Source organism: Gaetbulibacter saemankumensis DSM 17032, assembly GCF_000425645.1.
Lineage (GTDB): Bacteria > Bacteroidota > Bacteroidia > Flavobacteriales > Flavobacteriaceae > Gaetbulibacter > Gaetbulibacter saemankumensis.
The window spans coordinates 239,678-253,047 of the sequence record NZ_AUDV01000005.1; the positions used below are offsets into that span (position 1 = coordinate 239,678).

At 32.6% G+C, this 13,370-nt stretch carries 13 protein-coding genes and 1 tRNA gene; 10 read left to right on the forward strand and 4 right to left on the reverse strand.

Annotated features, from left to right (window positions below):
* Nucleotides 1–7: 7 nt before the first annotated feature.
* Nucleotides 8–1,882 (reverse strand): sodium:solute symporter family protein, encoded by a 1,875-nt coding sequence (locus tag H611_RS0101040; protein WP_027136597.1) that lies wholly within the window; start codon nucleotides 1,880–1,882, stop codon nucleotides 8–10.
* A gap of 4 nt (nucleotides 1,883–1,886) precedes the next feature.
* Nucleotides 1,887–4,127 (reverse strand): GH92 family glycosyl hydrolase, encoded by a 2,241-nt coding sequence (locus tag H611_RS0101045; protein WP_027136598.1) that lies wholly within the window; start codon nucleotides 4,125–4,127, stop codon nucleotides 1,887–1,889.
* A gap of 497 nt (nucleotides 4,128–4,624) precedes the next feature.
* On the opposite strand from H611_RS0101045, the gene H611_RS0101050 reads away from it, so the two are divergent.
* The 3 genes from H611_RS0101050 to H611_RS0101060 are packed head-to-tail and all read left to right on the forward strand — an operon-like array spanning nucleotide 4,625 to nucleotide 7,450.
* Nucleotides 4,625–5,494 (forward strand): COG1470 family protein, encoded by an 870-nt coding sequence (locus tag H611_RS0101050; RefSeq protein WP_027136599.1) that lies wholly within the window; start codon nucleotides 4,625–4,627, stop codon nucleotides 5,492–5,494.
* Between the two features lie 6 nt (nucleotides 5,495–5,500).
* Complete coding sequence (locus H611_RS0101055) at nucleotides 5,501–6,457, forward strand: ABC transporter ATP-binding protein (protein ID WP_027136600.1); 957 nt, start codon at nucleotides 5,501–5,503, stop codon at nucleotides 6,455–6,457.
* A 9-nt stretch (nucleotides 6,458–6,466) separates the two neighbouring features.
* On the forward strand, nucleotides 6,467–7,450 hold the full coding sequence (locus H611_RS0101060) for an ABC transporter permease (RefSeq protein ID WP_051238677.1): 984 nt from the start codon (nucleotides 6,467–6,469) through the stop codon (nucleotides 7,448–7,450).
* Nucleotides 7,451–7,840: 390 nt separating this feature from the next.
* Here the strand turns inward: H611_RS0101060 and H611_RS0101065 are convergent.
* Nucleotides 7,841–7,914 (reverse strand) — tRNA-Arg (locus H611_RS0101065).
* A 236-nt stretch (nucleotides 7,915–8,150) separates the two neighbouring features.
* Here H611_RS0101065 and H611_RS0101070 point away from each other — a divergent pair.
* The 7 genes from H611_RS0101070 to H611_RS0101100 all read left to right on the forward strand — a co-directional run bounded on the left by H611_RS0101070 (nucleotide 8,151) and on the right by H611_RS0101100 (nucleotide 12,780).
* The gene (locus tag H611_RS0101070) at nucleotides 8,151–8,783 is read left to right on the forward strand and encodes a Crp/Fnr family transcriptional regulator (protein ID WP_027136602.1); all 633 of its coding nucleotides are present in this window, start codon (nucleotides 8,151–8,153) and stop codon (nucleotides 8,781–8,783) included.
* 69 nt (nucleotides 8,784–8,852) lie between these two features.
* Complete coding sequence (locus H611_RS0101075; RefSeq protein WP_027136603.1) at nucleotides 8,853–9,650, forward strand: sulfite exporter TauE/SafE family protein; 798 nt, start codon at nucleotides 8,853–8,855, stop codon at nucleotides 9,648–9,650.
* 68 nt (nucleotides 9,651–9,718) lie between these two features.
* A complete protein-coding gene (locus H611_RS0101080; protein ID WP_027136604.1) occupies nucleotides 9,719–11,131 on the forward strand; it encodes an MBL fold metallo-hydrolase in 1,413 nt (470 codons plus the stop codon).
* Nucleotides 11,132–11,251: 120 nt separating this feature from the next.
* Entirely contained in the window at nucleotides 11,252–11,590 is a 339-nt protein-coding gene (locus H611_RS0101085) for a rhodanese-like domain-containing protein (protein ID WP_027136605.1), read from the forward strand.
* A gap of 10 nt (nucleotides 11,591–11,600) precedes the next feature.
* Nucleotides 11,601–11,879 carry a heavy-metal-associated domain-containing protein gene (locus tag H611_RS0101090; protein ID WP_027136606.1) on the forward strand — a complete coding sequence of 93 codons (279 nt, stop codon included), beginning with the start codon at nucleotides 11,601–11,603 and terminating at the stop codon, nucleotides 11,877–11,879.
* Nucleotides 11,880–11,900: 21 nt separating this feature from the next.
* Nucleotides 11,901–12,197 (forward strand): thioredoxin, encoded by a 297-nt coding sequence (trxA, locus tag H611_RS0101095; RefSeq protein ID WP_027136607.1) that lies wholly within the window; start codon nucleotides 11,901–11,903, stop codon nucleotides 12,195–12,197.
* A gap of 1 nt (nucleotide 12,198) precedes the next feature.
* On the forward strand, nucleotides 12,199–12,780 hold the full coding sequence (locus H611_RS0101100; RefSeq protein ID WP_027136608.1) for a methyltransferase domain-containing protein: 582 nt from the start codon (nucleotides 12,199–12,201) through the stop codon (nucleotides 12,778–12,780).
* 133 nt (nucleotides 12,781–12,913) lie between these two features.
* Here the strand turns inward: H611_RS0101100 and H611_RS0101105 are convergent, their stop codons facing one another.
* On the reverse strand, nucleotides 12,914–13,252 hold the full coding sequence (locus tag H611_RS0101105) for a DUF4870 domain-containing protein (protein ID WP_027136609.1): 339 nt from the start codon (nucleotides 13,250–13,252) through the stop codon (nucleotides 12,914–12,916).
* Between the last annotated feature and the right edge of the window lie 118 nt (nucleotides 13,253–13,370).

Consider the following 13,370-nt stretch of genomic DNA (forward strand, 5'->3'; position numbering starts at 1 on the left):
TTATGATTTAATCTGTTAGTTTATTTACTTTATCTAACCATGTAAATTTTAAAACAATCGATGTAATTAAAAATACCGCTAAAGACACTAATGCTTTAGGGTAATCTCTAATTAAAAAGAAAATTGGTAGAACAATCATACTTGATTGCCAAACTACTCCAATAATACAATTTATCATATCGCTTAAAAAGTCATTATTTCTTTCAATAGAATTATCTTCAGCTTTAAGTTTTAAATAAACAGGTTTCCACCATCCCCAAGGCCTTACATTAGTATAAAAAGATTTTAAAACAGCCTCTTCGGTTGGCTTGGTGAAAAAGGTCCCCAAAAAACTTCCCAATAATGAAAAACTAAAAATAATGGGAAACAAATATATTGCAGACATAGTTAATAAATCATCCAACAAAGAACCCGCTGGAAAACTCCCTTTATTTTGATCTAAAATAAACTGTAATGTAGCAATTACCAATCCGGCAAGCATACCCCAAAAATACCCCCAACCATTAAATCGCCACCATACCCATTTTAGAAAGTTAGCCGCTACATACCCCCCAAACAAAGAACTCGTAATCCACAAGGTTAATGAATTGATAGAATTACCAAAAAAACCCATTAAAACCCCAAGAAGCACAATTAAGAACGATGCTATGTGACTTGCTTTAATGTAATGCTTTGGAGATTCATTAGGTTTAAAATATTTTTTATAAATATCGTTAACAATATATGCAGGACCGGCATTAACAAAAGCTGAAAAAGTGGACATAAATGCTGCTAATAAACCAGCCAACAACAAGCCCTTAATACCTACGGGTACATGAAAATTAATGACTCTTGCCAAAATAAGCTCTAAATCTCCACCTGTTAAAGCTGCGTTGTTCATATCAGGCGCTAAAACTACAAGTGCAATAACCACAATTCCTCCAATTAATAAATACCTTGGCATAAACAGAATTAAGTTGGTAAATCCCGACATGTAAGCTGCTTCTTTTACATTTTTCGTAGACAGAATTCGCTGTAAGTCGTAACTAGGTGTTGGTCCTGCTATACTTGCAAAAAATCCTTTAAATAATGACATCCCTACCAAAGAACCGAACATTTTATAACCTTCAGTATCTATTAAATTATTAAAGGCCTTAAATTTAGAATCCCAATGCTGTTCTAATTCCCATCCAAACCAAATGGTTCTCCATTCATCTGAAATAATCGATGAAATTTCAACATCGGTAAAATATATTAGTGTATATCCTGCTATAAGTAAACCGGCTATAACCATAATACCATACTGTAATACTTCAGTGGCTACCACAGAAAACATACCCCCTTTAATAGTGTAAATAGTAGTTAGAATAATAATAATAAGCGCATAGGCTTGCTCTGAACTTAAAATTGGAATTCCTCGAAGAGAACATGTTAAATCCCACGGTAAAATAATAGTTAGAAATTTACCCACACCTTCAAAAAAATATGCTATAAAACCAATTGCAGAAACAATTGCAAAAACAGCTACGATTATATGTGATGCTTTACCGGACTTATCATTTCCAAAGCGTGTTAAAATCCATTCAGATCCAGTCATTACTTTAGAGCGACGAATCCATACGGCTAAAAACATCATAACAAAAACCTGATTCCAAATAGGCCAAAGCCACATAAACAAAAAGCTTTTAACTCCATATAGAAACAAAATCCCAACCATCCAAGCGGTACCTGATACATCGAACATTCCAGACCCATTACTTAGTCCTAAATAATACCATTTAATAGATTTTCCGCCAAGAAAATAGTGATCCAGCCCCTTTGATGCCTTTTTTGAAATCCAAACCCCAACTCCTACAGTAAGTAAAATGTAAAAGATAATAATACTAAAATCTATTATATTCATCCTTCTAATTTTTTACTCCCCAACTTTTATTTGGTTTTGGCCCCATAACAAAATGAAGTCTCCCTCCTTTTAGAATAGTTTTATGACTTATAGAAGTCTTATCAAAGGATACTCCATTTAAGGTCGCTGATTGTATATATATATTTTGATCTGAAACATTTTCAGCCTCAATAATAAATGTTTTTTCTCCTTCTAAGGTCAAAGTTGTTTTTTCAAATAAAGGACTTCCTATTTCATAATCACCAGAAACCGGATTCATTGGATACAAACCTATAGAACTAAATACATACCACGCCGACATTTGTCCGCAATCTTCATTTCCACTTAAACCATTTGGAGTTGTATTATATTGCGTATCTAAAATATGCCGCACCCAATACTGCGTTCTCCAAGGTTGATTCGCTTTATTAAACATATAGGCAATATGATGACTAGGCTCATTACCATGCGCATACTGCCCTATTAAACCAGAAATATCTGCAGAAGTATATGTCCCCGTAATTTCCGAGCTTTCTGTAAATAGTTGTTCCAATCGTGAGGCAAAAATTTCACTATCGCCATGCAAGGAAATAACATCTTCAACGGCATGAGGCACAAACCAGCTGTGTTGCCATGCATTTCCTTCAGTGTAATCGGTATTTACTCTATGATTGGAATATTTAGGATCGAACGGTTCCCTCCATGATTGACCGTCTTCAAATTTACCACGCATAAAACCTGTTTTTGGATCGAATATTTTACGATAGGCTTTAGAACGTTTCAAGAAGTAATTGTAATCCTCAGTTTCCCCAAGAGCCTTGGCCATTTGAGCAACACACCAATCGTCAAAGGCATATTCTAAAGTAATAGTTACACTTTCATCTATTAAATTATAAGGAATGTAACCATATTTCTTATAAAAATTTAAACCGCGTTCATCTTGCATCATGGTTGTTTTCATGGCTTCATAAGCTTTTTCTGCATCAAATCCTTTAATGCCCTTTAAATAGGCATCAACAATAACAGGAATGGAGTGATATCCTGTCATTGTATTGGTTTCATTTGCATAAAGTGTCCAAACAGGTAAGATATTTTTAGTTTCATAATAAGTTAACATCGAATTGATTATATCGGAAGTAATATTTGGCGTAAGTAACGTTAATAAAGGGTTTTCTGCTCTAAACGTATCCCAAAGAGACAAAGTAGAATACACCGTATAATTTTGACTTGTCATGATACTATCTTTTTCCTTACGGAATTCACCATTTTTATCGCTATATACAACAGGCGCCAAATGGGTATGATATAACGCCGAATAAAAAATTGTTTTAAGGGAATCAATAGGTGTTTCTACTTTAATTTTATTTAATGCTTTATTCCAAGTATAATCTGCATTTTCCTTTACCTTTTCAAATTCATATTTGGCATCTAAATTATCCTTAGCATTAGCTATGCTAACGGAAGACAAAGCAACTTTTAACTGTAATTCATTTGAATCTACTGAATTAAAAAACAATTGAGAAACTACCTTTTCAGCTTCCGCATTATCACCTTTGACCAACTTACCGCTGATAGCCAAAGTATACTCATTTATCGGTTTAGAAAATTTTGCTACAAAAAATACTTTTTGATTTTTTGCCCAACCTGTACTAAAACGATAACCACTTACAGTAAATTCATCTTCAATTGTAATGGAACTCATTACTGTTTTATCCCAATTAATTGCAAAACCTAGATCAATAACAACAGATTGTTCTCCCGGATTTGAATAGGTATATTTATGATAAGCCGTACGTTGAGATGAGGTTAATTCTACATTTATTTCAGGTGTTTCTAAATAAACTTGATAATAACCTGGAGTGGCATTTTCATTAGAATGACTATAAATAGATTTATAGGGTATCGAATCTCTGTTTAATGTAGATATGGTTAAATCAATCTTTTTATCGATTGGCATTAATATAATATCAGCTAAATCTCCGATACCCGTTCCACTTAAACTTAAATGACTAAAGCCTACAGCTATTGAATCTGAATAATGATAACCAGAGCACCAATCCCATCCCGATATTCCATTTACAGGACTTACCTGTAACATCCCAAAAGGAACAGTAGCACCGGGATAGGTATGTCCATGCCCACCTGTTCCTATAAATGGATCTACTTTTTGAGTTAAATTTTTATTTGATAATGTATTATTATTAACATTGTCCTCGCAACTCATAAACAAAACTAATAATAAAGTTAGTAACGAAATGTTTTTCATAATTAAACCTAAATAGATTTAATAACAAGGTTCGATATTTTTTTAAGATTTAAAAGTATTTTAGACAGACAACACTTTTTCAGACCTGAACACCAAAAAAATAAAATTATATATATAAATGGACGTTAATCGAAATAAGACATGTATAACCTTAATCTAGTCGCGTAGTCATTCAACTATTTGTCCAGTTTTTTGTTGCAAGTCCAAAGTTTTAAAAAATACGACTTACAGCAAATCATCTATTGAAAAAAACAAACCGAACTTATTATTTTATTCAAAACACAAACAAACCACTAAAACCCTTGCTTTAAAAGTCTTTAAAAAATAAAATAGCAGAAATCAGATTGTTAAAATTTTCATAAATTCATTTTCGCTTTTTTATATTTTTTTCTCAAATATTAATTTCATGCGCTAAATAAAAATAGCCTGTATAAAGCATTTTATAATTAATAGATTAATCAATTTCATTTTTTAATAATAATTATTTTGTTTTTGTTATGTTATTCAATTATTTATCTAAACGAAACACTTCTAAGTGTTTCTTCGCATCAATCACATTTCTTTTTTTCATTATTTCTGGAATCTTTTCAACCTTAAATGCCCAAAAACAGTCATTAAAGGATGAAGATTTAAAATCTACTTTCTCGGCCGATTTAATTAATATTGAAACTTCAGTCGATCAGGTGTTTCGCTATACTACAACACTACAAAATAACGCAACTGAAGATCAAATTTATCAACTAACCGCTAAGGTTCCTGAAGGTTGGAAAGCGATTTTTAAAGCTAAAGGAAAACAAGTCACTTCCATTAAGATCGATCGTGGTAAGAAAGAAATCATTAATTTAGAATTCTACCCATCTCATAAAGCCAAACCGGAGAAATATAAAGTTCCTGTGCTTGCTGAATCACAGAAAGAATCTCTAAATTTAAATTTAGAGGCTGTTGTAAGTGGCGCATATGAATTAAAAATAAGCACACCTACAGGTAGATTGAGTGATAAAATTACTGAAGGAGAAAACAAAGAAATCCAATTAAACGTTAAAAATACCGGTTCTTTGAGCTTAACCGATATTGAACTGAATAGCAAAACGCCTCCTAAATGGAGTGTTTCTTACAAACCTTCAAAAATTGATAGGCTTTCTCCCGGAGAAACAGAAACTATTACAGCTATTTTAACCGTACCAGACAAAACTATTGCTGGTGATTACATGACCACGTTTACAGCAAAAAATGCGAATACAAAAGATCAAGCTGTATTTAGAATTTCAGTAGTTACCTCTTTGGCTTCAGGATTACTGGGTGCTATCATTATAGTAATAGCCATTATGGTAGTTTATGCTCTAATTCGTAAATACGGAAGAAGATAATAGGCTATGAAAACATCAATTATAGAACTCCAAGGGCTCACAAAACGCTATGGTTCTATTAATGTAGTAGATCATTTAAACCTCAGTATTCATAAAGGGGAAATTTTTGGTTTACTAGGACCCAATGGCGCCGGAAAAACAACGACTATTCTAATGATGTTAGGGCTTATTGAACCTACCTCTGGATTCGCAAAGGTTTGTGGATACAACTCAACATCTAGCCCTATAGATATTAAAAGCAAAGTCGGTTATATGCCGGATAGTGTCGGTTTTTATGATACTATGACCGGGCTTGAAAACTTAATGTATATAGCGCAACTAAATGGGCTTTCTAGATTAGAAGCAGAAAAATCTGCTATTAAGGTCATGAAAATGGTAGGTTTAGAAAATGACCTCAATACCAAAACAGGAGCATATTCAAGAGGTATGAAACAACGCTTGGGTTTGGCAGATGTTTTAATTAAAGAACCTGAAGTAATTATCATGGATGAACCCACACTTGGAATAGACCCTAGTGGCGTTAAAGATTTTCTAAAACTGATTAAAACACTAAGTCGTCAGCACGGGCTTACCGTTTTACTATCATCCCATCATTTAAATCAGGTTCAAAAAATATGTGACCGCGTAGGGATTTTTGTTAAAGGAAAATTATTAGCTCAAGGAAATATTGAGCAATTATCGGAACAACTTTTTTCTCAAACATCACATCAAGTAAGCATTACCTTGAACGAACCTATTTCATTAACACAGAAAGATGAGGAAGAACTCATGCAATTAGCAAGTGTAGAAAATATAGCTAAAGAAGGTAATCAACTTCACATTAACTGTAATAAGATCTTAACACCTGACATTGTGAGGTTTATGGTTGAAAAAAACTATAACATTTTTGGCGTACATCAAAAGACCTATGGATTGGAAGATATCTATCAAAAATATTTTGAAAACCAACACCTAAACGTATAACAAAGAATCATGGAAATATCTTATACTGATTTCTCTATCATAAAATCATCAAACAAGAATGTTCCCTTTTGGGCCATGGTTAGAAAAGAGATTTCTGACCATATTAGAAGCTGGCAATTTATTATTCTCTTAATGATTATTGCCCTGACATTCTTTGCGTCTATGTATGTGGCAATAAGTAATCTGAATTCAGCAGTTTCTAATACTAATGATCCCGACCATTTATTGATTTATCTTAAACTATTGACTATTACCGATGGTACTTTACCTCCTTTTCATGTATTCATTAGTTTTTTAGGACCATTATTAGGTATAAGTCTCGGGTTTAATGCTATAAATTCAGAACAGCAAAACAGTACACTAATTAGAGTAATGGCGCAACCCATTTACAGAGATAACCTTCTATTATCTAAGTTTATTAGTGTCACTATTCTAATAAGTACTATGTTTTTAACTTTAGCTCTTCTCATGATTGGTGCAGGCTTACTCATCACGGGAGTTCCAATTGAATTGGAAGAAGTTTTAAGAATAGTTAGTTATATTATAATATGTGTGTTTTATGTTGGATTCTGGTTTAGTTTATCTATTATATTCTCGATTAGATTTAAACAAGCGGCCACAGCGGCCATAGCATCAATAGGACTTTGGCTATTCTTTACCATTTTTCACAGCATGATCCTCAATGTGATTTCTAAGATAATAATTCCAAAATCAATCCTGTTTTCTTCTAGTAGATATTCTTGGATTGAAACGTTATTTCATATGGCGCCAAATCAATTATATACCGATGCTACCACGACTCTCTTAATGCCTAAAATTAGAAGTCTTGGACCTATGAGTATGGAACAAATGGCTGGGGCTATTCCTAATTCATTACCAATTCGAGACAGCCTTTTAATTGTATGGCCACAAGTTAGTGGATTGATTTCTGCAACCATTGTTTGTTTTGCCCTAGCCTATTATCTATTTATGAGAAAAGAAATAAAATGTTAATTATTCCTCAATAATAACATAAGCTATAAAATCAAAAGGGAAATGTTTTTATTTTAAAAAATATTCTTAGCAACATCGGACTAATCTCGGACTTTGTTAAAACAAAAAAACCAACCAACTGACAAACAGTTAATTGGGAATTATTTTTGTGATCGCGACAGGATACGAACCTGTGACCGTCTGCTTAGAAGGCATAAATTTTAAACAATCCTTCATAATAACACCACAAAACAAAACCCCTTAAAAACCTTATAAACAATTACTTTATGTTGATAAGTCATAATTTTATTTACTGTTTACTTTATGATATTGTGTTACATTTGTGTTACAAATGTGTTACAAAAACTTAAAAAGCACCTACATAAAATATGTAAGTGCTTTATTTTTAAGTGATCGCGACAGGATTCGAACCTGTGACCGTCTGCTTAGAAGGCAGATGCTCTATCCAGCTGAGCTACGCGACCTAACCATATTGAAAATCACTTTTGATTTCCGGTGTGCAAATATATAACTAACATCCATTCTGACAAAAATAATTATTGATATTTTTTACAACATTTTAAAATTATTTTCCCCACCAATCTTAGTGTGTAAAGAAGGAGTTATTAATGAGTCACTTAAATAAACATTACAAAATTCCAACTTCAAACTTTATTAATTAAAAAATTAGTCAATATCTTTATATTTTAAAAAATGGTCCATGATAAAGGAATTAAAAGAAAATTACGGCTTTCTGTTTGAAGATGAATTATTGAATGACATTAATAATGTAGGTACATTTAAAGAAGTTCCTGAAGGGTTTACACTTATAAATTTAGGCGATTACATTAAATCCATGCCATTATTGGTAAGTGGAGCCATAAAAATATTACGCGAAGATGAAAAAGGAGATGAACTTCTACTATATTTCATTGAAAGAGGAGATACTTGTGCCATGACCTTATCCTGCTGTATGGGACAAAAGAAAAGTGAAATTATAGCAATTGCCGAAACCACAACGAAGCTTATCATGATTCCTGTTGAGAAAATGAGTGAATGGATGTGCAAATACAAAAGCTGGCAAAATTTTATTTTACAAAGTTACCATGATAGAATGACTGAACTTTTGGAAGCTATTGATTCCATAGCTTTTTTAAAAATGAACGACCGCGTTTTTAAATACTTAAAGGACAAAGCTATGGTCAATCACAATGATGTTATTACTGTAACGCATCAAGACATAGCCTTCGATTTGCATTCTTCAAGAGTTGTAATTTCCAGATTACTAAAAACTTTAGAGAACGAAGGCAAAATAGAATTGCACAGAAACAGTATTAAAATATTAGACTTATAAAACTATGTAACAATTGTTACTTAGTGCGATTTTTAAGAGCCATAGTTTTGTAACGAAAAAAAACGGACTATGACTCTTTTAGATATATTAGGCTTTGTAAGTGCATTTATAATTGGTATCGTTCTCGGCCTTATGGGTGGTGGCGGATCCATACTTACCGTACCTCTACTCGTTTATCTTTTAGGATTTAACCCCGTAGTTGCTACAGCTTACTCCTTATTTGTTGTAGGTTCTTCATCTATTGTTGGCGTATTACAAAAACACAAAAAAAAGCTGGTAGATTTTAAAACAGGGCTCGCTTTTTCTTTTCCTTCGTTTCTTGCTGTATATATCTCCAGAAGATATTTAGTGCCTTACATGCCAGAGGATATTTTTAGCATTAATGGTTTTACCTTAACTAAAGATATGGCAATCATGATCTTTTTTGCGGTTGTTATGCTTATTGCTGCAACATCAATGATAAAAAACAAGAAGGACATTGTAAACACCACAGAAGAACAACCATACTACAAGACATTTATTCAAGGGTTAGTTATTGGTGTCATAACAGGGTTAATTGGTGCTGGAGGTGGGTTTTTATATGTTCCCGCACTTGTACTTTGGGCCGGATTATCCATGAAAAAAGCTGTAGGAACTTCTTTAGTCATTGTCGCAATAAATTCACTTATAGGATTTTTAGGCGACTTACATAACCTAACCATAGATTGGAACTTTTTATTAGGGTTTTCATTCTTAACCATTACTGGTATCCTCTTAGGAGGCTACCTTTCAAAATATATATCGAATAAAAAATTAAAAAAAGGATTTGGCTTTTTTATTTTAATAATGGCCATTTACATTATGTTTAAAGAATTCTCAGGCCTATAGCATTGTAACCTATGTTACTGTTTAAGCCTTATTAATAATTTATTTTTGCAACTTAATACAATTTGAATATGAAAATAGAACAAATATATACCGGATGTTTAGCACAAGGCGCTTACTATATAGAAAGTAATGGCGAAGTTGCTATTATAGACCCTTTAAGAGAAGTTACACAGTACGTAAATAAAGCCGAAGCTGATGGCGCAAAAATTAAATATATTTTTGAAACGCACTTCCATGCCGATTTTGTTAGTGGTCACGTAACACTTTCAAAACAAACAGGAGCTCCAATTATTTATGGACCAACAGCAAACCCTAGTTTTGATGCCATTGTTGCCGAAGATGGTCAGGTATTCAAATTAGGAAATATCACCATTACGGCGCTTCACACACCTGGACATACTATGGAGAGTACCACTTATTTATTAAAAGATGAAAATGGCAAAGACTATGCGATATTTAGTGGAGATACCCTATTCCTAGGCGATGTAGGTCGACCTGACTTAGCTCAAAAAGCGGCTAATATGACCCAGGAAGAATTAGCCGGTTTATTATACGAGAGTTTACGAACTAAAATCATGACTCTAGCAGACGACGTTATAGTGTACCCTGCGCATGGAGCAGGCTCGGCTTGTGGTAAAAATTTAAGCAAACAAACTGTAGGAAGTATTGGTGACCAAAAAGAAACCAATTACGCCTTAAGAGCCGATATGACTAAAGAAGAATTTATTCAGGAAGTTACAGATGGTTTATTACCACCACCACAATATTTCCCACTTAACGTTAAAATGAATAAAGAAGGGTACGAAGATATCGATGATGTAATTGAGCGAGGCACAAAACCATTATCTCCAAAGGAATTTGAAATAGTAGCAAACGAAACCGGAGCTATTGTTTTAGACGTTCGTCACCAGGATGACTTTGTTAAAGGACACATTCCGAGATCAATTTTCATTGGAATTGACGGTGGGTTTGCTCCATGGGTAGGAGCTTTAATTGCAGACGTAAAACAACCTATTCTTATCGTAGCTCCTGAAGGTCGTGAAGAAGAAACCATTATCCGTTTATCGCGCGTTGGTTTCGATAACACTTTAGGTTACTTAAAAGGCGGATTTGATGCTTGGAAAAATAATGGTTTTGAATATGACATCATTTCAACAATTACGGCAGAAGAATTAAAAAATAAAATAGAAACTGAAAATGTTCCAGTATTCGATGTACGAAAAGAAGGCGAGTTTAAAGCAGAACATGTAGTAAATGCTCACCATACACCTTTAGATTACATAAATGATTATTTAACTGAATTCCCTGAAAAAGATACCTTCTACGTACACTGTGCTGGTGGATACAGATCGGTAATTGCTGCTTCCATATTAAAAAGCAGAGGCATACATAATCTAGTGGATGTTACCAGTGGATTTGCAGCTATTAAAGAAGCGCAACTACCAGTAACAAACTACGTATGCCCATCAACACTTAAGTAAAATCATTAGGAGATAAATCATTAAAAAAGAGAGGTATTAATACCTCTCTTTTTTTTGTAACATACGTTACGCTATAACGACTAAAGGTATTGTATTTTTATCCTCAAAAAAATATAAATTATGTCTATACTTTCTTTTCTTTTCGGAAACAGTTCAAAAAACAATAATATTGAAGTGCTTTCTCCTTCAGATTTTAAATCTCACATTAATAAAAAGTCTATACAATTAATTGATGTTAGAACCCCTGGAGAATATCAATCTGGGCACATCAAAGGCGCTAAAAACATCGATATTTTTTCACCTTCCTTTACCTCGCAAATAGAAAATTTAAATAAAGAAAAACCAGTATACGTATATTGCCGAAGCGGAGCCAGAAGCAGCAGAGCTTCAAAAAAATTGAATAAATTAGGTTTTACAGCTATTTACGACTTAAGTGGTGGATATTTAAACTGGAGATAAAATAAAAACAATGACAACAAATATAACAGTAAAGAATTTAAAATGTGGCGGTTGTGCTAATACCATAAAAACTAAAATTTCTCAAATAGAAAACATCAGTAATATTGTGGTGGATATTGAAAATAGTAATGTTTATTTCGAAGCACACACAAATGACGATATAATGGCTGTAAAAGACAAACTTAAATCTCTTGGTTACCCATCGATTGATGAACCAAATTCTGTGCTTTCTAGAACAAAATCGTTCATTAGTTGTGCTACGGAAAAAGTAAACAGTAATAACAAATAATTGGTTTAAAATTTAATTGTTATGAGTAATTTTTCAAATATTATTAATCAGAACAAACCAGTTTTAGTCGATTTCTTTGCTGAATGGTGTGGTCCATGCAAAATGATGAGCCCTATACTTAAGCAAGTTAAGGACTCTCTGGGCGATGATGTTTCCATTATTAAAATAGATGTAGACAAAAATCAATCTATTGCCGCTAAATTTCAAGTTAGAGGGGTACCTACTTTGGTTTTGTTTAAAAATGGAAATCAACTTTGGAGACAATCGGGTGTAGTTCAGGCAAATGATTTAGTATCACTTATCAATTCTCACAAATAATATGCAGTTATCCGAAAATTATTGGGATGACCGATACAAGCACAATGATATAGGTTGGGATATTGGGTATGTATCAAATCCGTTAAAAGCCTATTTCGATCAATTAAATGATAAAAATTTAAAGATATTAATTCCTGGCAGTGGGCATTCGCACGAAGCTGAATATTTATTTAATAAGGGCTTTAAAAATGTTTTTGTCGCAGACCTATCTGAAACAGCTTTAAATCAATTTTCTAAGCGCGTTCCTAATTTTCCTAAAGAGCAATTGTTACATGCTAACTTCTTTAATTTAGAAGCAACATTCGATTTAATTATAGAACAAACCTTTTTCTGTGCTCTTCACCCAGAATTAAGATTGAATTATGCTAAAAAAGTCTATGAATTGTTGAAGCCTTCCGGTAAATTAGTTGGTGTACTGTTCAATATTCCCTTAAATGAAACTCACCCTCCTTTCGGAGGCAATAAAGCTGAATATCACGGTTACTTTAAATCATTATTCAATATTAAAACAATGGAACCTTGTTATAACTCAATCTCAAAAAGAGCAAATAACGAACTATTTTTTATTTGTATTAAATCTTAATTTGCTTTGCTATGTATCAAATGTTACATAATAATTCATTTTTTATAAATATTTTTATCAAAATTATGGGAATGATTATACCCATATGAAGATTAATAGCTAATAAAAGCATCTTTTAAAAAAGATGCTTTTTTTAATTTATAAAGTTAAAAGAAAATGGATACTTAGGAGTTTCTCCATTACTGGTCTTTATCGCATTAACAATAGGATAAACCATAGAGATAATACCTAGAATTATAAATCCGACTATTCCCAGACCTAACAATAAAATTAATGGAATACATATAATGCAATACACAATTAAACTTAATTGAAAGTTAATAATATTCTTTCCGTGATCATCCATTTTATAGACCTTATCTTTTTGTGTAATCCATATAATCAAAGGCACCAATAGACTTCCAAAGCCCGTAACCAATGTTATAAGCTGGCTTAAATGAGTAATTACTAAAAGTTGATTATCCTGACGCATAACAGTTTATTTTTTGATTGATACCAATAAGACGTATTAAACGCCATAATGTTACATTTTTTTAAACTCAAAATATAAACTTCCTTATACCAATCACGCCTAACAAACACATATTAAA